20 protein-coding genes are annotated in these 25731 nt (G+C 68.0%); 9 read left to right on the top strand and 11 right to left on the bottom strand.

Annotation, left to right across the window (positions count from 1 at the left end; all coding sequences use genetic code 11):
- Positions 1-6: 6 nt before the first annotated feature.
- From AC1PMG_RS13880 to AC1PMG_RS13870, 3 genes are read left to right on the top strand one after another with little or no spacing between them, the layout of a single operon-like run.
- Positions 7-1692, top strand: a complete 1686-nt coding sequence (locus tag AC1PMG_RS13880; RefSeq protein WP_481109273.1) for a GMC oxidoreductase — start codon at positions 7-9, stop codon at positions 1690-1692.
- Positions 1692-2264 carry a gluconate 2-dehydrogenase subunit 3 family protein gene (locus AC1PMG_RS13875; RefSeq protein ID WP_481109272.1) on the top strand — a complete coding sequence of 191 codons (573 nt, stop codon included), beginning with the start codon at positions 1692-1694 and terminating at the stop codon, positions 2262-2264. Before AC1PMG_RS13880 ends, AC1PMG_RS13875 begins: the two co-directional genes overlap by 1 nt.
- Positions 2265-2307: 43 nt before the next feature.
- Positions 2308-3051, top strand: a complete 744-nt coding sequence (locus AC1PMG_RS13870; RefSeq protein WP_481109271.1) for a 3-keto-disaccharide hydrolase — start codon at positions 2308-2310, stop codon at positions 3049-3051.
- A gap of 94 nt (positions 3052-3145) precedes the next feature.
- Here AC1PMG_RS13870 and AC1PMG_RS13865 read toward each other — a convergent pair whose 3' ends face one another.
- Genes AC1PMG_RS13865 through AC1PMG_RS13845 form a run of 5 tightly spaced genes read right to left on the bottom strand, consistent with a single transcriptional unit; the run spans position 3146 to position 7768 of the window.
- Positions 3146-3424 carry a c-type cytochrome gene (locus AC1PMG_RS13865; protein ID WP_407136657.1) on the bottom strand — a complete coding sequence of 93 codons (279 nt, stop codon included), beginning with the start codon at positions 3422-3424 and terminating at the stop codon, positions 3146-3148.
- Positions 3425-3460: 36 nt separating this feature from the next.
- Entirely contained in the window at positions 3461-4315 is an 855-nt protein-coding gene (locus AC1PMG_RS13860) for a sugar phosphate isomerase/epimerase family protein (protein ID WP_481109270.1), read from the bottom strand.
- Positions 4316-4334: 19 nt separating this feature from the next.
- Positions 4335-5459, bottom strand: coding sequence for a Gfo/Idh/MocA family protein (locus AC1PMG_RS13855; protein WP_481109269.1), 1125 nt, complete (start codon positions 5457-5459; stop codon positions 4335-4337).
- Between the two features lie 11 nt (positions 5460-5470).
- The gene (locus AC1PMG_RS13850) at positions 5471-6688 is read right to left on the bottom strand and encodes a nucleoside permease (protein WP_481109268.1); all 1218 of its coding nucleotides are present in this window, start codon (positions 6686-6688) and stop codon (positions 5471-5473) included.
- A gap of 27 nt (positions 6689-6715) precedes the next feature.
- Positions 6716-7768 (bottom strand): sugar phosphate isomerase/epimerase family protein, encoded by a 1053-nt coding sequence (locus AC1PMG_RS13845; protein WP_481109267.1) that lies wholly within the window; start codon positions 7766-7768, stop codon positions 6716-6718.
- 95 nt (positions 7769-7863) lie between these two features.
- Between AC1PMG_RS13845 and AC1PMG_RS13840 the strand changes: the two genes are divergently transcribed.
- Positions 7864-8871, top strand: coding sequence for a LacI family DNA-binding transcriptional regulator (locus AC1PMG_RS13840; protein ID WP_481109266.1), 1008 nt, complete (start codon positions 7864-7866; stop codon positions 8869-8871).
- Between the two features lie 211 nt (positions 8872-9082).
- The gene (locus tag AC1PMG_RS13835; RefSeq protein WP_481109265.1) at positions 9083-11065 is read left to right on the top strand and encodes an alpha/beta hydrolase family protein; all 1983 of its coding nucleotides are present in this window, start codon (positions 9083-9085) and stop codon (positions 11063-11065) included.
- Between the two features lie 169 nt (positions 11066-11234).
- Here the strand turns inward: AC1PMG_RS13835 and AC1PMG_RS13830 are convergent, their stop codons facing one another.
- The gene (locus tag AC1PMG_RS13830) at positions 11235-13001 is read right to left on the bottom strand and encodes a peptide MFS transporter (RefSeq protein ID WP_017909369.1); all 1767 of its coding nucleotides are present in this window, start codon (positions 12999-13001) and stop codon (positions 11235-11237) included.
- A 427-nt stretch (positions 13002-13428) separates the two neighbouring features.
- Between AC1PMG_RS13830 and AC1PMG_RS13825 the strand changes: the two genes are divergently transcribed.
- From AC1PMG_RS13825 to AC1PMG_RS13815, 3 genes are all read left to right on the top strand, one after another.
- Positions 13429-15387: an OPT family oligopeptide transporter gene (locus AC1PMG_RS13825; RefSeq protein ID WP_481109264.1), complete on the top strand. Its 1959-nt coding sequence runs from the start codon at positions 13429-13431 to the stop codon at positions 15385-15387.
- Positions 15388-15970: 583 nt separating this feature from the next.
- Positions 15971-18040: a S9 family peptidase gene (locus AC1PMG_RS13820; protein WP_481109263.1), complete on the top strand. Its 2070-nt coding sequence runs from the start codon at positions 15971-15973 to the stop codon at positions 18038-18040.
- Positions 18041-18426: 386 nt separating this feature from the next.
- Entirely contained in the window at positions 18427-19671 is a 1245-nt protein-coding gene (locus AC1PMG_RS13815; protein ID WP_481109262.1) for a DUF819 family protein, read from the top strand.
- A gap of 202 nt (positions 19672-19873) precedes the next feature.
- Here AC1PMG_RS13815 and AC1PMG_RS13810 read toward each other — a convergent pair whose 3' ends face one another.
- The 3 genes from AC1PMG_RS13810 to AC1PMG_RS13800 form a co-directional block, all read right to left on the bottom strand.
- On the bottom strand, positions 19874-21082 hold the full coding sequence (locus AC1PMG_RS13810; RefSeq protein WP_481109261.1) for a Tle-like phospholipase domain-containing protein: 1209 nt from the start codon (positions 21080-21082) through the stop codon (positions 19874-19876).
- Positions 21083-21116: 34 nt separating this feature from the next.
- Positions 21117-21884 (bottom strand): ankyrin repeat domain-containing protein, encoded by a 768-nt coding sequence (locus tag AC1PMG_RS13805; RefSeq protein ID WP_481109260.1) that lies wholly within the window; start codon positions 21882-21884, stop codon positions 21117-21119.
- Positions 21885-21948: 64 nt separating this feature from the next.
- Entirely contained in the window at positions 21949-22161 is a 213-nt protein-coding gene (locus AC1PMG_RS13800; RefSeq protein WP_481109259.1) for a hypothetical protein, read from the bottom strand.
- A gap of 92 nt (positions 22162-22253) precedes the next feature.
- On the opposite strand from AC1PMG_RS13800, the gene AC1PMG_RS13795 reads away from it, so the two are divergent.
- Positions 22254-22940, top strand: a complete 687-nt coding sequence (locus AC1PMG_RS13795) for an HAD-IA family hydrolase (protein WP_481109258.1) — start codon at positions 22254-22256, stop codon at positions 22938-22940.
- Positions 22941-23213: 273 nt separating this feature from the next.
- Here AC1PMG_RS13795 and AC1PMG_RS13790 read toward each other — a convergent pair whose 3' ends face one another.
- Positions 23214-23438: a YbdD/YjiX family protein gene (locus AC1PMG_RS13790; protein WP_017909376.1), complete on the bottom strand. Its 225-nt coding sequence runs from the start codon at positions 23436-23438 to the stop codon at positions 23214-23216.
- Entirely contained in the window at positions 23438-25510 is a 2073-nt protein-coding gene (locus AC1PMG_RS13785) for a carbon starvation CstA family protein (RefSeq protein ID WP_342073715.1), read from the bottom strand. The genes AC1PMG_RS13790 and AC1PMG_RS13785 overlap by 1 nt, the downstream gene beginning before the upstream one ends.
- Positions 25511-25731: the final 221 nt, after the last annotated feature.

The following is a 25731-nucleotide window of genomic DNA, read 5'->3' as shown; positions in this document are numbered from 1 at the left end:
GAACCCATGGCAGACAATCATTACGACGCCATCGTCGTTGGCTCGGGCATCAGTGGCGGTTGGGCGGCGAAGGAGCTGACCGAGAAGGGACTCAAGGTCCTGATGCTGGAACGCGGACGCAACATCGAGCACGTCAAGGACTACGTCAACGCGATGAAGGAGGCGTGGGATTTCCCGCACCGCAACCGCCCGACCCAGGCGATGAAGGCCGCCTATCCGGTGCTGATGCGCGACTACGCCCTGGTCGAGAACCTGCAGGGGATGTGGGCCAACGAAAAGGAATCGCCCTACACCGAGATCAAGCGATTCGACTGGTTCCGCGGCTATCACGTCGGCGGCCGTTCGCTGATGTGGGGACGGCAGAGCTATCGCCTGTCGGACCTGGATTTCGAGGCGAACCTCAAGGATGGCATCGCCACCGATTGGCCGATCCGTTACGCCGACCTCGCGCCCTGGTACGACCACGTGGAGAAGTTCGCCGGCATCGCCGGCACGCGCGAGGGACTGGACGTGTTGCCGGACGGCGAGTTCCTGCCGCCGATCCCGTTGAACATCGTCGAGAAGGACGTCGCCGCGCGGATCAAGAAGGCCTTCGGCGGCACCCGGCACCTGATCCACTCGCGCACCGCCAACATCACCCAGCCCAAGGTCGAGCAGGGCCGCGTCAACTGCCAGTATCGCAACAAGTGCATCCTGGGCTGTCCCTTCGGCGCCTATTTCTCGACCCAGGCGGCCACGCTGCCGGCGGCGATGAAGACGGGCAACCTGACCCTGCGGCCGTTCTCGATCGTCAAGGAGGTGCTCTACGACAAGGACCGCAAGCGTGCGCGCGGCGTGGAGATCATCGACGCCGAGAGCGGACAGACCTACCAGTACACGGCCAATGTCATCTTCCTCAACGCGTCCTCGTTCAATTCGACCTGGCTGCTGATGAACTCGGCCACCGATGTCTGGGACGGCGGCCTGGGGTCGTCGTCCGGCGAGCTCGGGCACAACGTGATGGACCATCATTTCGGCGCCGGTGCCTCCGGCCGGGTCGAGGGCTACGAGGACAAGTACTACTTCGGCCGCCGTCCCTGCGGCTTCTACATCCCCCGGTTCCGCAATGTCGCCATGGACAAGCGTGGCTACCTGCGCGGCTTCGGCTACCAGGGCGGTGCGAGCCGCACCGGCTGGTCGCGCGAGATCGCCGAGCTGAACATCGGTGCCGACCTGAAGGAGGCGCTGACCGTGCCGGGCGACTGGCGCATCGGCATGACCGGATTCGGCGAAATGCTGCCGCACCACGACAACACGATTCGCCTGGACCCGCAGCGCAAGGACAAATGGGGGTTGCCGGTGCTGGCGATGGACGTGGCCATGCGCGAGAACGAAAAGGCCATGCGCAAGGACATGGCCGCCGATGCCGCCGAGATGCTGGAGGCGGCCGGAGTCAAGGACGTGAAGATGCACGATGGCGACTACGCGCCGGGCAAGGGCATCCACGAGATGGGCACCGCGCGCATGGGTCGGGACCGCAAGAACTCCGTGCTGAACCAGTACAACCAGGTGTGGGACGCGCCGAACGTCTACGTGACCGACGGCGCCTGCATGACCTCCAGCGGCTGCGTGAATCCTTCGCTGACCTACATGGCGCTGACCGCACGTGCCGCCGATCATGCCGTGCGCGAACTGAAAGCGGGGAACCTGTAATGGAACGTCGCGAACTGCTGAAGATGATCTTCGCCGCTACGGGCGCGGCGATGGTCGGCCTGCCCGCGCTCGCCCCGGCACAGGCGTCGGCTACGGGAACGAAGGCGCTGTTCTCCGCCGTCGAGATCGGCACGCTGGACGAGATCGCCGAGACCATCCTGCCGCGGACCAAGACGCCGGGGGCGAAGGACGCCGGGGCCGGCGCGTTCATGGCGAAATTCGTTACCGACTGCTACACCCCGCGGCAGCAGGCGACGTTCCGCGCCGGCCTGGCCGAGATCGACAAACGTGCCGGCGGTCGATTCGTGTCGCTCGCCCCGCAGGCGCGCGCCGAACTGCTGCGCGCCCTGGATGCGGAGGCCAGGGCACAGGCCGTCGACGTGACCGACACCGGCACCGCCGACGCGGCGGACGCGATGCCGCATCCCTTCACCATGATCAAGCAACTGACCATCTTCGGCTTCTTCACCTCCGAGGTCGGCGCGACCGAAGTGCTGCGCTACGTCGCCGTGCCGGGCCGCTATGAAGACATCACCTACGTTCCCGGCACGCCCGCCTGGGCCACCGGCTGATGGAGCGCCACGCTTCGCCCTTCCTCCTTCTCCTGGAAACACGATGACCAGATCCCTGCTGATGGCGGCCTGCCTGCTGGCCGTGGCGCCTGCGGTCGCGCAGGCCGACGGCGACCCCGCACACGATCCTGCCAAGACCGAAGTGTGGAAGCCCGTGCCCGCGACCGTGGCCACGCCCCTGGGCGGCGCCCCCTCCGACGCGATCGTGCTGTTCGATGGCAAGGATCTGTCGGCCTGGGAGTCGGAGCAGGGCGGACGCGTGCCCTGGAGCGTCGCCGACGGCGCGCTGACCGTGGTGCCGGGCAGCAAGGGCATCCGCACCAAGCAGCGCTTCTGCGACATCCAGCTGCATGTCGAGTGGCGCACGCCCAGCGCGATCCGTGGCTTCGACGGCCAGCAGCGGGGAAACAGCGGCATCTTCCTGCAGGAGCTGTATGAGTTGCAGGTGCTCGACAGCTACAACAACCCGACCTATGCCAACGGCCAGGCCGGTGCGATCTACAAGCAGGCCATTCCGCTGGTGAATGCCTCGCGTGCGCCGGGCCAGTGGCAGGTGTACGACATCATCTGGAAGGCGCCGCGTTTCTCGCAGGGCGGCGGACTCACGTCACCCGCCCGCATCACTGTCCTGCACAACGGTGTCCTGGTGCAGAACGACACCGTGCTGTCGGGCAAGACCGAATACATCGGCGCGCCGTCGTATGCGCCGCATGCATGCGCGCCGATCTTCCTGCAGGAGCACGATTCCAAGGTCAGCTACCGCAACATCTGGGTGCGCGAGCTGTAGCGCCGGCGCGCAGTCGGCGCCGATCGCCTGGGGCGTGTCGGCGATCCCGGGTATGCCGCGCCCAACGCGGCATACCGGGAATGGAGGGCGCGCCCTACTGCGCCAGGAAGCTGGCGAGGTCGTCGACGTCCTGTTGCGACAGCTGCGAAAACGGCGGCATCAGCCCGCCACCCTTGCGGATCTTCTCCTTGATCTGCGCCGGCTGCAGGCGCTTGCCCACGTCGGTCAGTGCGGGGAAGGTGGGCGGGACCCCCGCGCGCGTCGGGCCGTGGCAGGCAATGCAGTGGTTCGCGTAGAGCTGCGCGCCGGCCGCCGGGTCGTCCTTGGCCCAGGCCTTTGGCGCAAGCGTCGCCCCCAGCAGCACCACGGCCATCGTCGTGATCGTTTTCAAGCCGAACTCCTTTGCGTGCTAGCGCTGTGTGCTGGCGGGCAGATGTTCACGCAGGTACTCCGCCCCGGTCCGGACGACGCTGGCCGGATCGCGCGGTTGGTCGTGCTCGATGATGTACCACTGCACGCCGCTCGCCGCCGCGGCAGGCAGGATCGCGTTCCAGTTCAGCACGCCCTTGCCGACCGCGGCAAAGCCGCCTTCGTCTTCGGCCTGGCCCTTCGGTGCATTGTCCTTGGCGTGGACCGCGAACATGCGGCCCTTGAACTTGCCCAGCATCGCCGCCGGGTCGTAGCCCGCGCGCGCGACCCACGCCAGGTCCAGCTCGGTCTTGAGATCGGGGCCGGCCGCGGCGAACAGCAGTTCCAGGCCGGTCTTGCCATCGAAGTCGACCAGCTCGAAGTCGTGGTTGTGGTACGCCAGGCGCATGCCCTTGGCGCGTGCCCGCGTCGCGAGCTGGCCCAGTTCCTTGCCCAGTGCGGTCCAGCCCGCGGCATCGGTGGGCCGCTCCTTCTGGTCCAGGTAAGGCACTACCAACGTCGTGTTGCCGATCGAGCGATTGAAGGCCACCGCGCCGTCCAGGTCCTTGCGCAGGTCGGCCAGCTGCACGTGCGAGGAGATCGCCTTGATCGCGTACTTGTCCAGCAACTGCTTGAGTTCCACCGCGCTGACGTTCTGCGTGCCGACCGTTTCCACCGCACCCACGCCGGCGTCATGGACGATCTTCAACTGTTGGTCGAGCGTGCCGGCGTTGCGCAGCGTGTACATCTGCACGGCGATGGGGGCCTGCGCGCCGGTGGTGTCGTGTGCGAAGGCGGGCAGGGCCGCGAGGAGCAGCAGGGCGAGGGTTGCGGTTCTGCGTGTCGCTGTGTTCATCAGGAAGTCCTCCCGGGAGTCAATCGATGGATGTCCAGCCGCGTGTCCTGGCCGATGTGATGACGCGATCGACGATCAGCGCCGAACGCAGCCCGTCGTCGAAGGTGGGCAGGCCTTCCGGCCGCTCGCCTGCGATGGCGCGGTAGGTGTCGGCGACGAACGCCTCGAAGCAATCGCCGTAGCCCTGCGCGTGCCCGGCCGGCAGCGTCGCCAGCCGGCGTTGTTCGGCACTGCCGGCACCAGGTCCGCGCACGAAGACTTCCTCGCGCTGGTCCGGCCGGCCGATCCACAGGCGTTCGGCGTCCTCCTGGTCGAACGCCACGCTGGCTTGGGCGCCATCGATCTCGAACCAGAGGCGATTGCGGCGCCCCGCCGAGACCTGGCTGACCGTCAACGAGGCCAGCGTGCCCGCGCCGGTTCTGAGCATCGCCATGGCCACGTCTTCGCTCGACACCGCCTGCATCGCGCCGCCCGCCGCCGGCGTGGTGAAGCTCTGCCCGGTATTGGTGCCGCGTTCGGCGATCACCGTCGCGAACGCGGCGCTGACCTCGGCGAAGCGCTCGCCGCTCACCCATTCCACCAGGTCGCACCAGTGCGAGCCGATGTCGGCGAACACGCGCGACGCGCCGCCCAGCGACGGGTCCACGCGCCAGTTGTTGCTGGCGGGGTCCAGCAGCCAGTCCTGCAGATAGCTGCCGTGGATCAGGCGCAGCGGCCCCAGCTCACCCTGGGCGATGCGGGCGCGCGCCTCGCGGACCACCGGGTGGTAGCGGTAGACGAAGGGCACTGTGGCGACCAGTCCGGTCGCGCGGGCCAGGGCCGCCAACGCCCGGGCGTCCTCCAGCGTCGTCGCCAGCGGCTTCTCGCAGATCACGTGCTTGCCTGCGTCCAGCGCCGCCTGCGCCATGGCGCGGTGCAGATGGTTGGGCGTGCAGACGTGCACCACCTGCACCTGCGGATCGGCGACCACCTCCTCGATATCGCGATACGCCTGCGGGACATCCCACGCCTGTACCACCTCGCGTGCGCGCTGTGGGGACGAGGCGGCGACGCCGCGGACCGAGGCGCCGGCCAGCAGCGCTGCGCGACGGTGCACGGCGCCGATCATGCCGGTGCCGACGATGGCGATTCCAAGCTTGGGCATCGAGGGGATCCTCAAGGTGCGGAGCGTGCGGCCGCGACGGCGGGCCGGTCGCGGAACAGCAGCAGGAAGGCGACCAGCACGAGCAGCGCGACGCCGGCCGGGAACAGCCAGATCCGCTGCCAGTCCGGGCCTGTGGCGGTGGTGTAATGCTCCACCACCGCGCCGGACAGGAACGTGCCGATCAGCATGCCCACGCCGTACGTGGCCAGGGTGATGAAGCCCTGCGCGCTGCTGCGCGCGGCGGGGCCGGCATGCGCATCGGTGTAGATCTGGCCGGTGACGAAGAAGAAGTCGTAGCAGATGCCGTGCAGCACGATGCCGATCACCAGCAGGGAGAAGCCGCCGCCCGCATCGCCGAAGGCGAACATCGCGTAGCGCACCACCCACGCCGCCATGCCCACCGCCAGCATGGTCTTGACCCCCAGCCGCACGAACAGGAACGGCATGGCCAGCATCAGCAGGACTTCGGACACCTGGCCCAGGGACTGCAGGCCGGCCGCGCCGCGCACGCCCAGATCGTTGAGGTAGGGGTTGGTGAAGTTGTAGTAGAACGCCAGCGGGATGCAGATGGCGATGGACGCCAGGAAGAACACCAGATAGGAGCGCGACTTGAGCAGCCGCAGCGCGTCCAGCCCCAGGATCTGCCCCAGCCCGGCGTCGCGCTGCTGCGCCAGCGGCGGCGTGTGCGGCAGGGTGAAGGCATACAGGCCCAGGGCTAGCGAGGCCAGCGCCGCCATCCGGAACGTCAGCTCGAGCCGATGTGCCTGTTCCCAGCCCAGCCAGCCGATCAGCACGCCGGCCACGATCCAGCCGACGCTGCCGGCCACGCGCACCGGCGGGAACTGCTTTTCCGGCGCTTGCATGTGCCGCATCGCCACGCTGTTGGCCAGCGCCAGCGTCGGCATGAACAGCAGCATGTAGCCCATGACGCAGGCGAAGAACACGCCGAAGCTCGTCGCGGTGGATGCCAGCCACATGAGTACCGCACCGGCGAGATGCAGCACTCCCAGGATGCGCTGCGCCGCGAAGTAGCGATCGGCGATCAGGCCGACCAGGAACGGCGCGACGATGGCGCCGATGGACTGGCTGAGGAACGCCGTCGCCACCTGGCTCGCGCTGGCGTGCAGCGGCCCCTGCACCAGGTAGGTCCCCAGGGTCACGAACCATGCCCCCCAGATGAAGAACTGCAGAAACATCATCGCGCCCAAGCGCGACATGGTGTGCGTCATGGCGTCCCCTCCCAGGGCGGTAATGGCTCAGGTTCCCAGCATGCGGCGCAGCGATGCCGGATCGGCGCCGCTGCCGGCGAAGTCGTCGAAGGCGCGTTCGGTCACGCGGATGATGTGGTCGCGAATGAACGCGGCCCCCTCGCGTGCTCCATCTTCCGGATGCTTCAGGCAGCACTCCCACTCCAGCACCGCCCAGCCCGGGAAATCGTATTGCGCGAACTTGGAGAAGATCGCCTTGAAATCGATCTGGCCATCGCCGAGCGAGCGGAACCGCCCCGGACGATCGATCCAGTCCTGGTAACCGCCATAGACGCCGCTGCGCGCGCTGGCGCGATACTCCGCGTCCTTGACGTGGAAGATGCCGATGCGCGCGTGGTAGCGGTCGATGAAACCCAGGTAGTCCATCTGCTGCAGCAGCAGGTGGCTGGGGTCGTACAGGATCTTGGCGCGTGGGTGCTGGTCGACCACGTCGAGGAAGCGCTCGAAGGTCGCGCCGTCGTGCAGGTCTTCGCCCGGGTGGATCTCGAAGCACAGGTCCACGCCGCAGGCGTCGAAGGCATCCAGGATCGGATGCCAGCGGCGGCCGAGTTCGACGAAGGCCTCCTCCACCAGCCCGGGTGGGCGTTGCGGCCAGGGATAGAAGTAGGGCCAGGCCAGCGCGCCGGAAAACGTGGCATGCGCCGTCAGCCCGAGGCGCTGGCTGGCCTTGGCGGCCAGCTGCAGTTGCTCCACCGCCCAGGCCTGGCGGGCGGCGGGGTTGCCGCGCTTGTCCGGCGGTGCGAAGCCATCGAACAGGCTGTCGTAGGCGGGGTGGACGGCGACCAGCTGTCCCTGCAGGTGGGTGGACAGCTCGGTGATCTGCAGGCCATGCCCGGCCAGCATGCCGGCGAGGTCGTCGCAGTACGCCTGGCTGTGCGCGGCCTGGGCCAGATCGAACAGGTGGGGCGCGCTGGTCGGTACTTGTAGGCCAGAATAGCCCAGGCCCGCGGCCCATTCGGCCAGCGTGTCCAAGCGATTGAAGGGAGGTGTGTCGGCGATGAACTGTGCCAGGAACAGCGCTGGACCCTTGAGCGTCTTCAACGTGATTCGCCCTCATGCAATCGATTGAATCATCCTAGCATGGGCCTCCCGCAAGACCCGTTGTGCACTGCACAGCAGACACCAGAGCTCAGTTCATGGCGACAACCATCTACGACATCGCAAAGCACGTTGGCGTCACCGCGGGCACGGTGTCGCGGGCGCTCTCCCGGCCGGAAAAAGTCCTGCCCGCCACGCGCGCGCGCATCGAGCAGGCCGCCGCCGCGCTGGGCTATGTCCCCAACACGGTGGCCAGGACGCTCAAGACCCAGCGCAGCGGCAAGCTCCTGGTCACCGTCCCGGACATCGCCAATCCCTTCTTCGCCCAGATCCTGCAGGGCGCGGAGGACGCCGCGCAGGCGGTCGGCTACGCCGTGCTGCTGGGCGATACCCAGCACCAGCCCGACCGCGAGGAGCGCTACGCGCAGATGCTCCCGCGCAACGAGGCGGACGGCCTGATCGTGCTGGGACATCGCCTGCCGCCGACGGCGCGTGAGATCGTCAAGCAGCAGGGCGGCGCCGCGCCGGTGGTCAACGGCTGCGAGTTCGACCCGGCGCTGGGGATTCCCAGCGTCCACATCGACAACGCGGCCGCCGCGCGCGCCGTGATGGAACACCTGTATGGACTGGGGCACGCGCGGATCGCCGTGGTGGGCGGCCCGCCCGACAATCCCCTGCATCAGCAACGACTGGAAGGGGTTCGCGCCTCCGCCAAGGCGCGCGGCCGCCTGCGCAACCTGACCGTCGTGCCGGGCGACTTCTCCGTGGAATCCGGCCATGCCGCGGCGATGGCGCTATTGGGCCGTACACCCGCGCCGACCGCGATCTTCTGCTTCAGCGATCAGATGGCACTGGGTGCCCTGGCGGCCTGCCGGGACCTGGGTATCCGCGTGCCGGACGACCTGTCCATCGTCGGCTTCGATGACCTGGCCTCGTCCAGTTACCTCACGCCGCCGTTGACGACCATCCGGCAGCCGATGCGGGAAATCGGTGTCCGCGCGGTCAACCTGCTGCTAGCCATCATCGAACGGGTGGACGTGCCGTTGCAGCAGACGCTGGACTTCAGCTTGATGGTGCGCGGGTCGACCGGCGCGCCGAGAGAGTAGGTGACGCCAGGGCGGCGGCGATGCGCCTGATCGGTGCGCGCTGCCGTTTCCACGGCAGACGACGGGCGTGCGGCCTCCGGGCAGCACGCTTTTTTGGTTTCCCGCCCCGACGTCGTCGGAGGTCGGCGCCCAGCTTCCGGCACGCCATCGGACAAGCGCCTGGATTAGACTTCACACGTACGTGACGCCAACAGGAACAGGGGAACAAGGAATGAAGAGGGGACTGTACGCAGTCGCGTTGTTGTGTCTGCTGGGAGCGGGGAATGCATGGGCGCAGGTGGATCTGGCGCCGTATCTCAAGAAGGAACAGGTTGGCGAGTTGAAGCTGTCGCCCACCGGTGAGTATTACGCAGCGACCGTGCCGCTGGCCGACCGCACCGCGCTAGCGGTGATGCGCCGCTCCGACAGCAAGATCGTCGGCAGCTTTTCGATGGACAAGAACAGCCACGTCAACGCGTTCGAGTGGGTCAACGATACCCGTGTGGTGTTCAGCATGGCCGAAAAGATGGGGTCGCTGGACGCGCCGCGGGGGACGGGCGAACTGTTCGCGATCAATGCCGACGGCAGTGCTGCCGAATTGCTGGTGGGTCAGCGGGTGACCGGCAACGGCCCCGGTACCTTGATTCAGACCAAGAAGGTCGAGGACGTCATCGCCGACATGGTCGGTCCTCTGCCAGGGGATGACCGCAATGTCATCATCCAAGTCCGTCCATTCAGCGTCAGCAAGGATCCTTACAGCCGCGCAGAGATCATGGATGTGTACACGGGCCGACGCCGGACGCTGGCCGGTTCGCCGAAAGTGCGCGGCGCCGAGTTCTACAGCGATGAGCAGGGCAAGGTGCGCTTCGCTTCGGGCGCAGACGCCGACAATGCCAGGAAGCTGTTCTACCGCGATGCGCAGGGCAGCGACTGGAAGCTGATCAACGACGAAAACGTCAGTCAGCACGTGGAGACGCCGCTCGGCTTCTCCGAGGATGGGAAGATCGCCTATCTGCAGGTTCAGGAGGCCAAGGGAAGCGACGCGATCGAGTCGTGGAACGCGGACAGCGGCGAGCGCAAGGTGGTGGTGCGCGATGTGTTGGCCGATCCCTACCGGATCATGTACCGCCACGGCACCCGTGTCCCGGTCGGTGTCGAGGTGCTGGGCGACAAGCCGCGCAGCCTGTTCTTCGACGCGAGCTCGCCCGAAGCCAAGACCCAGCGCTCGCTGGAAGCGGCCTTCCCTGGGCAGGCGGTCTATGCCACCTCGAGCACCCGCGACGGCCGGCTCAATCTGGTGCAGGTGCAGTCCGGGCGCAATCCGGGCGAGTTCTATCTGTTCGATACGGTGGCGAAGAAGGCCGAGTTCGTCTTTGCACGTCGTGCTGCCTTGCAGCCGCCCAAGCTGGGCGAGGTGCGGCCGATCGAGCTACAGGCACGCGATGGCCTGACCCTGCACGGCTTCGTGACGCTGCCCACGTCGGCTGCCCCAGGCAAGGTGCCGATGGTGGTAATGCCGCATGGCGGCCCCTTCGGAATCTTTGACAGCGGCCTGTTCGACGAGGATGCCCAGATCCTGGCCAGTGCCGGCTATGCGGTATTGCAGGTCAATTATCGCGGTTCCGGCAACTATGGCCGCGCGTTCAAGCAGGCCGGTGCCGGCCAGTGGGGTGGCAAGATGCAGGACGACGTCACCGATGCCACCCGCTGGGCGATTGCCCAGGGCATCGCTGATCCGCAGCGCATCTGCCTGTTCGGCGCCAGCTATGGTGCTTACGCGTCGTTGATGGGGGTCGCAAAGGAGCCTTCGCTGTACCGGTGTGCGGCAGGTTATGTCGGTGTCTACGACTTGCCGCTGATGTATGCAAAGGGCGACATCCAGCAACGCGACGCGGGCCAGACCTATCTGCGCGAGTGGTTGGGGCCGAGCAGCGAACTTTCCGCTGTGTCGCCGGTCAACCTGGCCGACAGGATCAAGGTGCCCGTGTTCCTGGTGGCCGGCGGCGAGGATGAGCGCGCCCCGATTCTGCATTCGAAGAAGATGGAAGCCGCCCTGAAGAAGGCCGGAGTGCCGGTGGAAACGCTGTATGTCCCGACCGAGGGCCATGGCTTCTATACCGAAGAACACCGTCGCGAGTTCTACACCCGGCTGTTGGCGTTCCTGAGCAAGTCGCTGGGCGGTGCGCAGGCGGCGCCGGCGGCAGCGAAGCCGTAAGCGATCCGCTTGGCGATGCATGCCTGCACGGCATGCATCGCAGGTGCACGACGTCAGTGCGGTCCGGGGCAGGTCCGGACCGCACTCGCCTTGATTGGTCGGCAGCTCGGCCTGACGTCCGTTGCGGTGGAATCGCGGTCGCAATGATGCGACCTCAGTGGCAATCCGCTCAACGCACCCCATGCATCATCCGCCGCAGCAGCGGCGCGGCGAGGAAGGCGAGCACTGCGCAGCCCACGCCGATCCACAGCAGCAGCCAGAACAGGTGCGCGTACTTGGCCGCGGCGTCGGCGATGTTGAGGGTCTGGCCATCCGGCACCTCGATCGCGGCCAGCTTGCCGAACAGCGCCGCCAGCGCCTCGGAGAACGCCGTGGCCAGGAACCAGGTGCCCATCATCAGGCTGACCACGCGCGGCACCGCGAGTTGGGTCACCGCCGACAGGCCGACCGGCGACAGGCACATTTCGCCCGCCTCCAGCACGAAGTAGGCCAGCACCAGCCACCACACGCTCGCCATCTGGCCGGTCGCGCCGACCTGTTGCGCGGCCAGCGCCAGCGGCACGAAGGACAGGCCGGCCAGCAACAGCCCCATTGCCGACTTGGCCGGCTTGGACGGCTCGCGCCCGCGCCGCGCCAGCCACGCCCACAGCGCGGCGAACAGCGGCGCCAGCAACACCAGGAACAGCGCTCCCAGGTAGGTCAGCGAGCCTGCGGTCTGCGGCAGCACCAGGCAGTCGCGGATCAGGAACAACAGCATCAACGCGCTGACCGCGACGAACAGCCGCCGTGGCGCCGACGAACCAGGGCGGCGGTCGGACAACGAGGCCGCCAGCACGAAGCCCAGCGGCGCCAGCAGCAGCGAGGCGATCGACCAGGGCAGGGGCGTACCGCCGCGGATCACCAGCGACGGCACGATGTCCTTGGTCATCAGCCGGTCGGTGAAGGTGACCCACGAGCCGTAGGTCTGCTCGTACAGGGTGAAGTACACCAGCGCCATCGCGATCAGCACCATCAGCGCGATCATCTGCTGGCGCTGCACCGGGGTGCACTGGGTGCCGGTGAACCAGGCGAACCACAGCAGCACTGCGCCGAGCACCAGCAGCATCAGCAGCAGGGCCAGGGAGATTTCCCCGCCCAGGCTGAAGGCGCCGTTGGCCGCGGCCCACATCAGCGCGGCCACCGGCAGCACGCCCAGCACGGCGCACAGGTAGATCGCCCATTCGCGCGGCACGCCGAGCACGCGCTCGCGCAGCAGCGCCGGCTGCGCCGGTTCGGCGTGGCCATGTAGGTATTTCTGGCCCCACAGGAACATGCCCAGGCCGAGCAGCATGCCGATGCCGGCCGCGCCGAAGCCGTAGCGCCAGCCGTAGGCCTCGCCGAGGAAGCCGCAGACCAGCGAGGCGAACAGCGCGCCGAGATTGATGCCGGCGTAGAACAGCGAGAAGCCGGCGTCGCGACGCGGGTCGTCGGCCGGATACAGCTTGCCGACGATGGTGGAAATGTTGGGCTTGAGGAAGCCCACGCCCATGATGATCAGCGCCAGCGACAGGTAGGTCACGCCCAGGGATGCGGTGTCGCGCACCACCTCGCCGTTGACCCGCGTGGCGGCGTGACCCTCGAAGGCCATGCCGATGTGGCCGAGGACCAGCAGCAGGCCGCCGAACACCACCGCCTTGCGCATGCCCAGCCAGCGGTCGGCGAGCAGGCCGCCGAGCACCGGCACGCAGTACACCAGGCCGCCGTAGGCGCCGAGCAGGTCGAGTCCGGCGTCGTCGCCGAACAGGTGGTACTTGGTCAGGTACAGCAGCAGCAGCGCCTTCATGCCGTAGAAGGAGAAGCGCTCCCACATCTCGGTGAAGAAGCAGACGTAGACGCCCTTGGGATGGCCGAGGAAATCGTCGCGCGCGTCGCGCAGCGGCAGGGAGGACACGGACACGGCGACTCTCGGCGCAGGAAGGCAGCGGCGGAGTATAGGCGCGCGGACGCTTGCTCGAATGGCGGCGCGCGGCATGGGCGGTTCGGCGCGAGGCCGGACCCTCACCCCAACCCCTCTCCCGGTGGGAGAGGGGCTAGCTGCGGTTCCTTCTCCCCCCGGGAGAAGGTGCCCCGCAGGGGCGGATGAGGGGCAGGCCGGCACGAAAAGGTGGGTGACCTGCTTGCTGCCGAACCCTCACCCCAACCCACATCCCGGTGCGAGAGGAGCAACCGTCCGCCCCTGAGCACTGCCGCTTCTACGAATCCCCAATCCCCAATCCCCAATCCCGGCCCCCCAGGCATGTGCCACAAGCTGGGCACCGCGATGCTGGACTTGCCCGGCCCCAGACGCTAGCGTGCAAAGCGTTTTTGTCGTTTCAGGGGTAACCATGAACAACGCTGCCGCGCCGCGCCAGCTCACGTTCCGTGCCGTGGTGCTGGCGATCGTGCTGGCCGTGGTGCTGTCCGCCGCCAATGCCTACCTCGGTCTGTTCGCCGGCCTGACCATCGCCACCGCGATTCCGGCGGCGGTGGTGTCGATGGGGGTGCTGCGCCTGCTCGGCGGCGGCTCCATCCTCGAGAACAACATCGTGCAGACCGGCGCCTCGGCCGGTTCCTCGATCGCGGCCGGGGTGATCTTCACCATCCCGGCGCTGGTGATCATGGGCTACTGGCCGGACTTCAAGTACTGGTGGGTGCTGGGCATCGCCGGCATGGGCGGTCTGCTCGGGGTGCTGTTCTCGGTGCCGCTGCGACGCTCGATGATCGTCGAGGACCCGCTGCCGTTCCCGGAGGGCAAGGCCGCCGCGGAAGTGCTCAAGGCTGGTGAGAATCCCGGGCCGGGGCTGAAGATCCTGGGCCTGTCGGCGGCGATCGGCGGGCTGGTCAAGCTCGGCGCGGCCAGCGGCCTGAAGGTGATTCCGGATACCTGGGCGCAGGCCGCGTACATCGGCAGCAGCAAGATGGTCGGCTACATCGGGACCGGTCTGTCGCCGGCGCTGCTGGGCGTGGGCTACATCGTCGGGCTCAACGTCGGCATCGTGGTGCTGTCCGGCTCGATCCTGTCCTGGCACCTGGCCATCCCGCTCTACCAGCAGTTCTTCATGGGCTCCGACCCGGCGCTGGCGCAGAGTCTGGCCAATGCGCCGGCGGCCGAAGCCGCGTTCGGCATCTGGGCGGCCAAGGTGCGCTACCTGGGCGTGGGCGCGATGCTGATCGGCGGCGTGTGGACGCTGTTCTCGCTGCGCAAGTCGCTGCTGTCGGGCGTCAAGAGCGGCTTCGCGGCGGCGCGCAAGAGCACCGGCGGGGCCGCGGTGGCCGAGACCGATCGCGACCTGCCGATGAAGTGGATGCTGGTGGCGTTGCTGCTGTGCACGCTGCCGCTGCTGGGTCTTTACCAGGCCATCGTCGGCCAGTGGCACGTCAGCGTGCCGATGACCATCATCATGATCGTCGCCGGTTTCTTGTTCGTCTCGGTGTCCGGCTACCTGGCCGGCCTGATCGGCTCGTCGAACAACCCGGTCTCCGGCATCACCATCTCCACCATCCTGTTCGCCTCGGCGGTGCTGGTGCTGCTGCTCGGGCGCGATTCGCCGATCGGCGCGGTCGCCGCGATCATGATCGGCGCGGTGGTGTGCTGCGCCGCCGCAGTGGGCGGCGACAACCTGCAGGATCTGAAGGCCGGCTACCTGGTCGGCGCCACGCCTTGGAAGCAGCAGCTGATGCTGGCGATCGGTGCGTTCTCCTGCGCGTTGATCATGGCGCCGGTGCTGAATCTGCTGGCCCAGGCCTATGGCATCGGCGCAGCCACGCCGCAGCATCCCAATGCGCTGGCGGCGCCGCAGGCCACGCTGATGGCGTCGGTGGCCAAGGGCCTGTTTGGCGGCGAGTTGCCGTGGACCATGATCGGCATCGGTGCCGGCGTCGGTGCGGCGATCATCGCCCTGGACGAGTGGCTGAAGAAGACCGGCAAGCGCTTCCGCGTGCCGGTGCTGGCCGCGGCGATCGGCATCTACCTGCCGCTGGAACTGATGGTGCCGATCTTCCTCGGCGGCCTGCTGACCCACTTGGTCGAGCGTTTCCACAAGATCCGCGCCGATGACGAAGAGGGCCGCGACCGCGTGCACCGCCCGGGCACGCTGTTCGCCGCGGGCCTGATCACCGGCGAGGCGTTGATGGGCATTGCCATCGCGGTGCCGATCGTGGCCTCGGGCCGCGCCGATGTGCTGGCGCTGCCGGAAGCGTTCCACCTCAACCAGTGGTACGGCCTGGCGCTGCTGGCCTTCGTCGGCTGGCTGCTGTACCGCACCGGCCGCAAGGGCGAAGCCGCGGCTGCGCCGCGCGCGTAACCCGCGCAACCGCCTCCTGCAATGCAACATCCGAAGCCCGGCCCCGCGCCGGGCTTCGCTTTTTCCGGCCGGGCCCGCACGCCGCACGTGCCGATCCCGCCAGCTTCTCGCTGGCTGCTCCGCGCCGCGTGTGTCGCGCAGGCCCAGGAGCGAATTGCGCCGCAGCCGCGCGTGCATCGCGCTCCGCCACGCCACCGGAAGCCGGCCCAAACCGACCTCGCGCGTGGCCGAGCCTGCGCATCACACTGTCGATCCCGACGCGTCTTTCCGTCCAGCGGCGGATCTGCCCGTCCGCGCTATCCGAACCAGGTGCCAGGCTGCTCCTGATCGCCCTGGCCGAACCAACGCACCGCATCTGCCAATCCCGATCCGCTTCTCATCCAGCCGCGCGTAGACCGCGGTCCGCCTGTTGCACGACACCGGTCCGTCAGGACCTTCGTAGGTCCCAGCCGAGCCAGCACCTCGCTCTTCCCAATCCCCAATCCCGACTCCCCAATCCCAGCCCCTCCATGACTTCAGTCCTTTGCGCCACGCCCACCACGGCCCCTACCATCGACGTTTTGCCGTGTTCCGGAGACGCCCGATGACCCTGCGCTACGCCTTGCTGCCCCTGGCCCTGCTGACCGCGCTGCCCGCGCTGGCCGCCACCCGCGGTTTCGAAGTTCGCGACATGGTCGCGCTGGAGCGGGTGTCCTCGCCGCTGCTGACGCCCGATGGCGGCACGGTGATCTTCGCCAAGCGGCAGATGGACAAGGCGCTGGAGAAGTCCAGCACCAGCCTGTGGCTGCGCGACCTGCGCACCCGCGATGCGGCGCCGCCGAAGCGGCTGACCCCGGAAGGCTGGAACGTCAATTCGCCGGAGCTGTCGGCCGACGGCAAGACCGTGTACTTCCTCAGCGCCAAGTCCGGCCGCCAGCAGCTGTACGCGCTGCCGCTGGCCGGCGGCGCGCCGCGCCAGCTCACCGATTTCGCGCTGGACGTGGACAGCTACCGCATCGCCCCGCAGGGCGACCGCGTGGCCTTCAGTGCCGGCGTGTTCCAGGACTGCGGCTCGGACCTGGCCTGCACGCAGAAGCGCCTGGACGCCAAGAAGCAGTCCAAGGCCACCGGCGTGGTGTTCGACCAGTTGTTCGTGCGCCACTGGGACACCTGGAACGACGGCCGCCGCAACAGCCTGTTCGTCGCGCCGCTGCCGGCCGGCGCCAAGGCCAAGCCGGTCGCCGGCGCCTCGGCGGTCAGCGTGACCCTGGCCGGCGACATCCCCTCCAAGCCGTTCGGCGGCAGCGAGGACTACACCTGGGCGCCGGACGGGCAGTCGCTGGTCGCCAGCGTGCGCGTGGCCGGCCGCGAGGAGCCGTGGTCGACCAACTTCGACCTGTACCGGCTGGACGCCGCCGGCAAGGCCGCGCCGGTCAACCTGACCGCGTCCAACCCGGCCTGGGACGCCGGCCCGGTGTTCTCCGCCGACGGCAAGACGCTGTTCTATCGCGCGATGAAGCGCCCCGGCTTCGAGGCCGACCGCTTCGGCCTGATGGCGATGGACGTGGCCAGCGGCAAGGCCCGCGAGATCGCCCCGCAGTGGGATCGCTCGGCTGGCGAGATCGTGCTGTCGGCCGACGGCAAGACCGTCTACACCACCGCCGACGACATGGGCCAGCATCCGCTGTTCGCGGTCGACGTGGCCGACGGCAAGGTCCGCACCGTGGCCGCCGACGGCAGCGTCGGCTCACCGGTGCTGGCCGGCAACACCCTGGCCTTCACCCGCAACAGCCTCAAGAGCGGCGACCAGATCATGGTCGCCGATGCCGATGGCCAGCAGCCGCGCGCCATCACCCCCAGCGCCGGCGAACTGCTCCCGGACGTGAAGTTCGGCGACTACGAGCAGTTCTCGTTCAAGGGCTGGAACAACGACACCGTGCACGGCTATGTGGTCAAGCCGTACAACTATCAGGAAGGCAAGACCTATCCGGTCGCGTTCCTGATCCACGGCGGCCCGCAGGGCAGCTTCGGCAACGGCTGGAGCTATCGCTGGAACCCGCAGACCTACGCGGGGCAGGGCTACGCGGTGGTGATGATCGACTTCCACGGCTCCACCGGCTACGGCCAGGCCTTCACCGATGCGATCAGCCAGCACTGGGGCGACCGCCCGCTGGAAGACCTGCAGAAGGGCTGGGACGCGGCGCAGAAGCAGTACGGCTTCCTCAACGGCGACAAGGCCTGCGCGCTCGGCGCCAGCTACGGCGGCTACATGGTCTACTGGATGGCCGGCAACTGGAACAAGCCGTGGAAGTGCCTGGTCGACCACGACGGCGTGTTCGACAACCGCATGATGGGCTACGCCACCGAAGAGCTGTGGTTCAGCGAGTGGGAGAACGGCGGCACGCCGTGGCAGAACCCGGCCGGCTACGAGAAGTTCAACCCGATCCTGCACGTGGACAAGTGGAAGGTGCCGATGCTGGTGATCCATGGCCAGCAGGATTTCCGCATCCCGATGGAGCAGGGCCTGGCCGCGTTCGGCGCGCTGCAGCGCAAGGGCATCGAGTCCAAGTTCCTGTACTTCCCGGACGAGAACCACTGGGTGCTGAAGCCGCAGAACAGCATCCTCTGGCACGACACGGTCAACGGCTGGCTGAAGCAGCATATCGGGCAGTGAGGGGACCTGGGGCCTGGGTTTCCGGGCCCCGTCCTGGGTCATGGCCCAGGTCCCGGGATTGGGGATTGGGGATTGGGGATTGGGGATTCGGGATTCGGGATTCGGGATTCGGGATTCGGGATTGGGGATTCGGGATTTTCCCGCGATTTCAGTAATCCGATGGCCCTTGTGGGAGGGGCTTCAGCCCCGACGCCTTACCGCTAAAGCGTCGGGGCTGAAGCCCCTCTCACAAAAACAACAGGGCGCTTGCAGCGCGTCGCTCCTGCGAATTCACCCGCGCTCTGTTGCTCTCTTTCGATCGTTGTTTACACCTCCAAACCTCCAAACCTCCAGCCGCGGCGCACGAATCCCGAATCCCCACTCCCCAATCCCCGCCCCACAGCCCGATGCCCTCGACGCCCCTGATCACCAACGACATCGTCATCTTCGGCCTGATCGCCGCCACCCTGGGTGCGGTGTTCTGGACCGCGGCGCGGCCGTCGGGATTCTGGAAGCGCTTCTACGGCGTCGTGCCGGCACTGTTGCTGTGCTACCTGATTCCCGGCATCTACAACACCGTCGGCCTGATCGACGGCCAGCACAATTCGCTCTACAACCCGGTCGCGCGCGATGTGCTGCTGCCGGCGGCGCTGGTGCTGCTCACCCTGACCATCGATCTCAAGGGCATCCTGCGGCTGGGGCCGAAGCTGGTGGCGATGTACCTGGGCGCGTCCTTCAGCATCATGCTCGGCGCGGTGGTCGCGTTCCAGGTGATGAAGTGGCTGCATCCGGTGACCGTTGCCGGCGACACCTGGGCCGGCATGGCCGCGCTGGCCGGCAGCTGGATCGGCGGCGGCGCCAACATGCTGGCGATGCGCGAAGTGTTCCAGGTCGATGCCACCACCTTCGGCCAGTTCGCGGTGGTCGACGTCGGCGTCGGCTACGTGTGGATGGCGCTGCTGATCTTCTTTGCGCAACGCGCGCCGGCGATCGATGCGCGCACGGGCGCCGACACCCGCGGCATCGACGACCTCAAGCAGCGCATCGCCCACTTCCAGGCCCAGCACGAGCGCGTCGCCAGCCTCACCGACCTGATGCTGATCGTCGGCGTGGCCTTCGGCGCGGTCGGCCTGGCGCATGCGATCGCCACCCCGACCGCGGCGTGGTTCGACGCCAACGTCAGCTGGGCCAAGCAGTTCAGCCTCGGCTCGCCGTTCGTGTGGGTGGTGGTGCTGGCGACCACCTTCGGCCTGCTGCTCAGCTTCACCCGCGCACGCACGCTCGAGGGCGCCGGCGCCTCGCGCATCGGCACGCTGCTGCTGTATTTCCTGATTGCCTGCATCGGCATGCAGATGGATCTGCTGGCGCTGTTCGACCGGCCCTGGATCTTCGCGCTCGGCCTGATCTGGCTCATCGTGCACGTCCTGCTGCTGCTGGCGCTGGGCAAGCTGCTGCGGGTACCGTTCTTCTACTTCGCGATCGGCTCGCAGAGCAACGTCGGCGGCCCGGCCTCGGCGCCGGTGGTGGCGGCCGCGTTCCACCCGGCGCTGGCCCCGGTCGGCGTGTTGCTGGGCACGATGGGCTACGCCACCGGCACGTACCTGGCCTATCTGGTCGGCATCACCCTGCGCGCGATGGCCGGCGCTGGCTGAGCCGCGGCTGCGGGACGGCCGCGGCCTGTTCGCGTGCGGCGGCGCGATGTGGGTGCCGGCGCTGGGCCTGCTGCCGTACGCCGCGGGCGTGGGTCTGGGGCGTTGCGTCCGGCAGTGCGCTTGCGAAATCGCTGGTCTGGGTGGTGGACGCCACGGCAGGCGTCGGCGTGGACGCCTGCCGTGATGCAGTCGCAGGCGGCGACTACTGCATCGCCACGCTGCGCTGCCGTTCTTCCTGCTGCTGTGGCGGCGCCTGCAGGTTCTGTTGCTGCAACTGGCCGACGTTGGCCTGCGACGGCTCGTGGGCCGCGGCCGCGGTCTGGACCTGGCTGCGCAGGTGCGCCGGGTTCTCCGGTTGCCCCTGGACGGCGAACAGTCGGTCGCCATCGCGGCTGGGCAGCACCTGGTCGATGCGCTGCAGGCCGTCCTGGCCGGCGCGCGCGGCGACGCTGGCGGCGGTGTTGAGGAAGGCCGCGTCGTCGTGCAGGCCGAGCCGGTCGCGCTGGCCGTCCAACTGCACCACCGCGTCGTTGAACAGGCGGCTGCCGGTCGACAGCGAACCCGATTGCGCCTGGCTCTGGACCTGACCCTGGCTCTGGTTCTGCGCCAGGTCCTCGGCCTTCATCACCGAATCGATGCCGTGCAGGTCCAGGCGATGCTTGAGCATCATCCCGGGGATCAGGCGCTGGCCGAACGACAGCGGGTCCGGTTCCGGCAGCTGGATCTGGTGGCCGGCGGCGTCGGGCATCAGGCCGCGGGTCAGCAGGTTGTCTTCCTGCAGGTAGGTCAGCAGTTCGTTCTTGACGTGATAGCCGCGGATCAGCCCGTCGGCGGCATAGGCCTTGGCCGCGTCGGCATCCAGCCCTTCGCGCTCGAGCGTCTTGTTGTTGACCCCGGCGGCGTTGAAGGTCACCGCCGGCACGTCGTTGACCATCGACGAGGCCGCGGCCAGGCCGCCGCCCAGCGAGTGCCCGGAGATCAGCAGGTTGTCGCCGAAGGCCTGCTTGGCCTGGCTGCCGAGCTGGATCGCCGAGGCGTACTGCGCGTCGGAAAAGCCCAAGCCCTGGCCGAGGTTGTGTTTCCAGTCCTTCAGTTCGTCGGTGCCGCAGAAGCCCAGCACCACCTTGCCCTGCGGGTTGCGGTAGAACGCGGCATCGAAGCCGCTCTTGGCGTCGTGCTGCAGGCTGGGATCGATGCCGGCGCGCTGCAGCGCGGCGTCGTCCATGCGCGACCAGCCATCGGGCAGCGTGGCGAAGGTCTCGGCGCCGCCGGCGCGGCGCTCGGCGGCGGTGTGGTAGAGGTCCTGCAGCAACGGCGGCAGTTGCCGATCCACGGCCTGCGGCTGCTGGCCGCGGACCGCGTCGGAGAACGGGGTGGACGGATCGGACGGGGAAAGATCGCTCTGGTTCATGCGCGGCTCCGTGCGAGTGTGGCGACCGACCGCATCAGCGGGTCGCTTCCAGGGGGATGGCGTGGGCGCTCAGCCAGGCGCGCACGTCGTTGCGGACCTGCTGCGCGTTGGCGTTGAGCAGGCGCTCGGGCGTGTTGAAGAAGTACGCCTGGAAGGTCTTGCCCTGGGCATTGCGCAGGGCCGGATCGACACCGGCCTGAAGCAGCCTGGGCACCCATGGGTTGCCGGCGCTGCTCTGCGCGGCCAGGTGCAGCAACGAGTTGCCGGTGGCGTCGACCCGCTTCGGATCGGCGCCGGCCTTGAGCAGCATCTCGATCTGCGCGTCGCGCTTGCTCTGCACGGCGCGGAACAGCGGCGTCCAGTTCGCGCGCGCGCTCACCGGGTCGACCGGGGCGCCGTGCTGCAACAGGATCTCCAGGTATTGCGGATCCTTGGCCATGGCCGCCATGTGCACCACGGTTTCCTGGTCCATGCCCGGCAGGGACGGGTCGGCACCGGCATCGAGCAGCGCCGCCAAGGCGCGCGGCTGTTCGTTCCAGATGGCCCATTCGAGCAGGGTGACGTTCTGGTCGCCGTGCGCGGACAGGTCCGTGCTGGGCGCCAGGGCGGCGATGCGGGCGACGTCGCCGCGCGCGATGGCGGCGGCGATGTCGGCGAGTGCGGGGTCGCGGAACGCGACCGAATGATCCTGCAGCGAGGCTGACATGGCGGAATGCTCCTTGGCGCCGGGCTGTGCGGCGCAACTGACCGAGAAGAACAGCGAGGTCGCGAGTGCGATCAAGGCGGGGACGGGCGTACGCATGCAAGGCTCCTTTCCTGTTCGCGGTCCTGGGATGACGGCGCACGTCCTGGCGCCGTTGCCGATGCTAGCAGCGGATCGCGGTGGTGTTGTGCCAGTTTTGTGACGCGGTCTGCGAATCTTTGGTGGCGTCCCGCCAGGCGGTCCGTTGTTTAACCGGAAACAAACGCTTGGCGGCCGGGGATGTCGCCAAGACACGGATGCCGCCGAGACGCGATTGCTGCTGCGAGCGGGCAGGGCGGACAGGCAGCGCCGCAGGCGCGTACAGCGCGTGCGCCATGTGATTGGCCGCGCTGCCACGACTGCAGGCGCCGCACAGGCGAGGGACATGTGCGCAGCGGCATAATGGATGTTTTCCCAAAGGAGCGCGCGATGACGGCGACCCCCTTCGACCTGTTGATCAGCGATTGCGACGGCGTGCTCGTCGACAGCGAAGTGCTGGCCGACCGGGTGATGCTCGACGCGCTGGGCGCCTATGTGCCGCGGGCCGAACTGGAACAGTTTCTCGCCGGCAGCTTCGGCCTCACCGCGCAGGAAATCGTGCAGCGCGTGCAGCGACAGTACGCGTTGGCGCTGCCGTCGAGCCTGTACGAGGAGATCCGCACGCGCTCGGAGGCGCTGATTGCCGCCGAGGTGCAGCCGATCGACGGCGTGCGCGAGGCCTTGCTGGCGTTGCCGCTGCCGCTGGCGGTCGCCTCCAACAGCATGCGCGAGAGCGTGGTCGCCTCGGTGGCGCGCGCCGGCCTGCATGAGCGTGTCGGCGAGCGCATCTTCAGCGCCGACATGGTGGCGCGACCCAAGCCCGCGCCGGACGTGTATCTGCTGGCGGCGCGCACGCTGGACGTGGCGCCGGAACGCTGCCTGGTGATCGAGGACAGCGCCACCGGCGCCAGCGCCGCGCTGGCCGCGGGCATGACGGTGATCGGCTTTACTGGCGCCGCGCACATTCCCGCCGGGCATGCCGCGACCCTGCGCCAGCTCGGCGTGGCCGCGGTGATGGAGCACATGCGCGAACTGCCGCAGACCTATGCGGAACTGGTGCGCGCTGCGGCGGCCTGAAGCGCGGGGATTCGGGAATCGGGATTGGGGAATGGGAGCAGCCCTGCGAGTGCAAGGCATCCGCGTGCTTCTCCGTAGGAGCGGCTTTAGCCGCGACGCTTTGCCGGTAACGCGTCGCGGCTGAAGCCGCTCCTACGACAGCCAAGCGGCGATGCTCATTGCAAGCATCGCCGCAGTTTCATCAGGATCACCGCCGCCTGATCCGCCGGGTTCGCCGACTACCTCCAGGCGCCCGCCACCAATCCCCAATCCCGACGCCCCAATCCCCGCCCTTCAACAACAGCGAAACCCGCTCTTGCCGCCGTACCGCGCCTCCTGGCGCTCGCGGAAGAAGGTCTTGTAGTCCATCGGCTCGCGGTCCGGGTGCTTTTCCAGCATGTGCCGCACGTAGTTGTCGTAGTCGGGAATGCCGCAGCACAGCCGCGCGGTCTGCACCAGGCGCCGCCATAGCCGGCGGTGCGCCTGGTACTGCCCGACCGGAACCAGGGCGCCAGCCATTACAGGTCCGCCATTTGATGCGGCTGCAAGGCCACATACGCAGTCTCGCGGTCGCTGCGCTGCGGGGTGCGGCGGGCGACGAGGATGGTCTTCACCGCGTAGATCAGTACGGAGAACACCACGAACAGGAACAGTGCGGTCAGCCCGGTGTTGACGTAGGCGTTGGTCACGATCTGCTGCATCTGCGCCACCGTCTTGGCTGGCGCGGTGATCGTGCCGCTGGCGATCGCGTCCTGGAACTTGTGTGCCTGCGCGAGGAAACCCTGCGCCGGGTTCGGGTCGAAGATCTTGATCAGCCCCGCGTAGGTGGTGCAGATCAGCAGCCACAGCGCCGGCACGATGGTGACCCAGGCGTAGCGGTCACGCTTCAGCTTGAACAGCACCACGGTGCCGAGCATCAGCGCGATGCCGGCGAGCATCTGGTTGGAGATGCCGAACAGCGGCCACAGCGTGCGGATGCCGCCGTACGGATCCTTGACCCCGGTGTACAGCAGGTAGCCCCACAGCGCCACGCAGCCGCCGGTGGCGACGATGTTGGCGGCCCATGATTCGGTCCGCTTCAGCGCCGGCACGAAATTACCCAGCAGGTCCTGCAGCATGAAGCGCCCGGCGCGGGTGCCGGCATCGACCGCGGTGAGGATGAACAGCGCCTCGAACAGGATCGCGAAGTGGTACCAGAACGCCATCATGTCCTCGCCCGGCAGCAGTTGGTGCAGGATCTGCGCGATACCTACCGCCAGGGTCGGGGCGCCGCCGGCGCGGGCCAGGATGGTGGTCTCGCCGATGTCGCGGGCGGTGGCTTCGAGCACATCGGGGGTGATCGCAAATCCCCATTCGCTGACCTTGGCGGCGACCGCGACGACGTCGTTGCCGACCATCGACGCCGGCGCATTCATCGCGAAGTACACGCCCGGCTCGATGATCGAGGCGGCGACCAGCGCCATCACCGCGACGAACGATTCCATCAGCATGCCGCCGTAGCCGATGTAGCGCATGTGCGACTCGTTGGCGAGCAGCTTGGGCGTGGTGCCGGAGGAGATCAGTGCGTGGAAGCCGGACACCGCGCCGCAGGCGATGGTGATGAACAGGAACGGGAAGATACCGCCAGTCCACACCGGACCCATGCCGTTGTGTGCGTACTGCGTCAGCGCCGGCATCTTGAGGTCGGGCATGACCACCAGGATGCCGATGGCCAGGGCGATGATGGTGCCGATCTTGAGGAAGGTGGACAGGTAGTCGCGCGGCGCCAGCAGCAGCCACACCGGCAGCACCGAGGCGACGAAGCCGTAGCCGATCAGCATCCAGGTGATCTGCACGTCGGTGAAGGTGAAGGCTGGGCCCCAGGTGGGATCCGCGGCGACCTTGCCGCCGAACCAGATCGCCGCCAGCAGCAGGATCAGGCCGACGATCGAGATCTCGCCGATCTTGCCGGGTCGGATGTAGCGCATGTACACGCCCATCAGGATCGCGATGGGCATGGTCGCAATCACCGTGAACATGCCCCAGGGGCTTTCCGCCAGCGCCTTGACCACGACCATGGCCAGCACTGCCAGGATAATGATCATGATCAGGAACGCGCCGAACAGGGCGATGGTGCCGGGGACCTGGCCCATCTCCTCGCGCACCAGGTCGCCGAGCGAACGGCCGTTGCGACGGCTGGACAGGAACAGCACCACGAAGTCCTGCACCGCGCCGGCGAACACCACGCCGACCACCAGCCACAGCAGCCCAGGCAGGTAGCCCATCTGCGCGGCCAGCACTGGCCCGACCAGCGGCCCGGCGCCGGCGATGGCGGCGAAGTGGTGGCCGAACAGCACGTGCTTGTTGGTCGGTACGTAGTCCAGACCGTCGTTGTTGAGCACCGCCGGCGTGGCCCGGGTGGGGTCGAGCTGCATCACCTTGTCGGCGATGAACAGGCTGTAGAAGCGGTAGGCGATCAGGTAGATCGACACCGCGGCCACCACGATCCACAGCGCATTGATGTGTTCGCCGCGGCGCAGGGCGATGGTGCCGAGGCAGAACGCCGCCAGGATGGCGAGTGCGGCCCAGGCCAGCTTGGAAAACCCTTTCATGCAGAACGCTCCCCCGGAGATTGCCGCAAGGGTCGCCCCGATGGCCTTGGGGGGTCAATGGCGGGGAGGGCCGAGGGGCTAGTACTTTGGTCGTAGACAGTCCTTGTGACGAACGGCGTGGCGGGGACGGACGGCGCAGCGCTCGAGCCCCTCTCCCCCTGGGAGAGGGGTTGGGGTGAGGGTACGGGGGCGAAGCCGTCGCGAATCCAACCATGCGCCAT

It is taken from the genome of Xanthomonas sp. NCPPB 2250 (assembly GCF_056725265.1).
The sequence above is the reverse complement of the archived record's forward strand: the minus strand, read 5'-3'. Positions and strand labels throughout refer to the sequence as shown.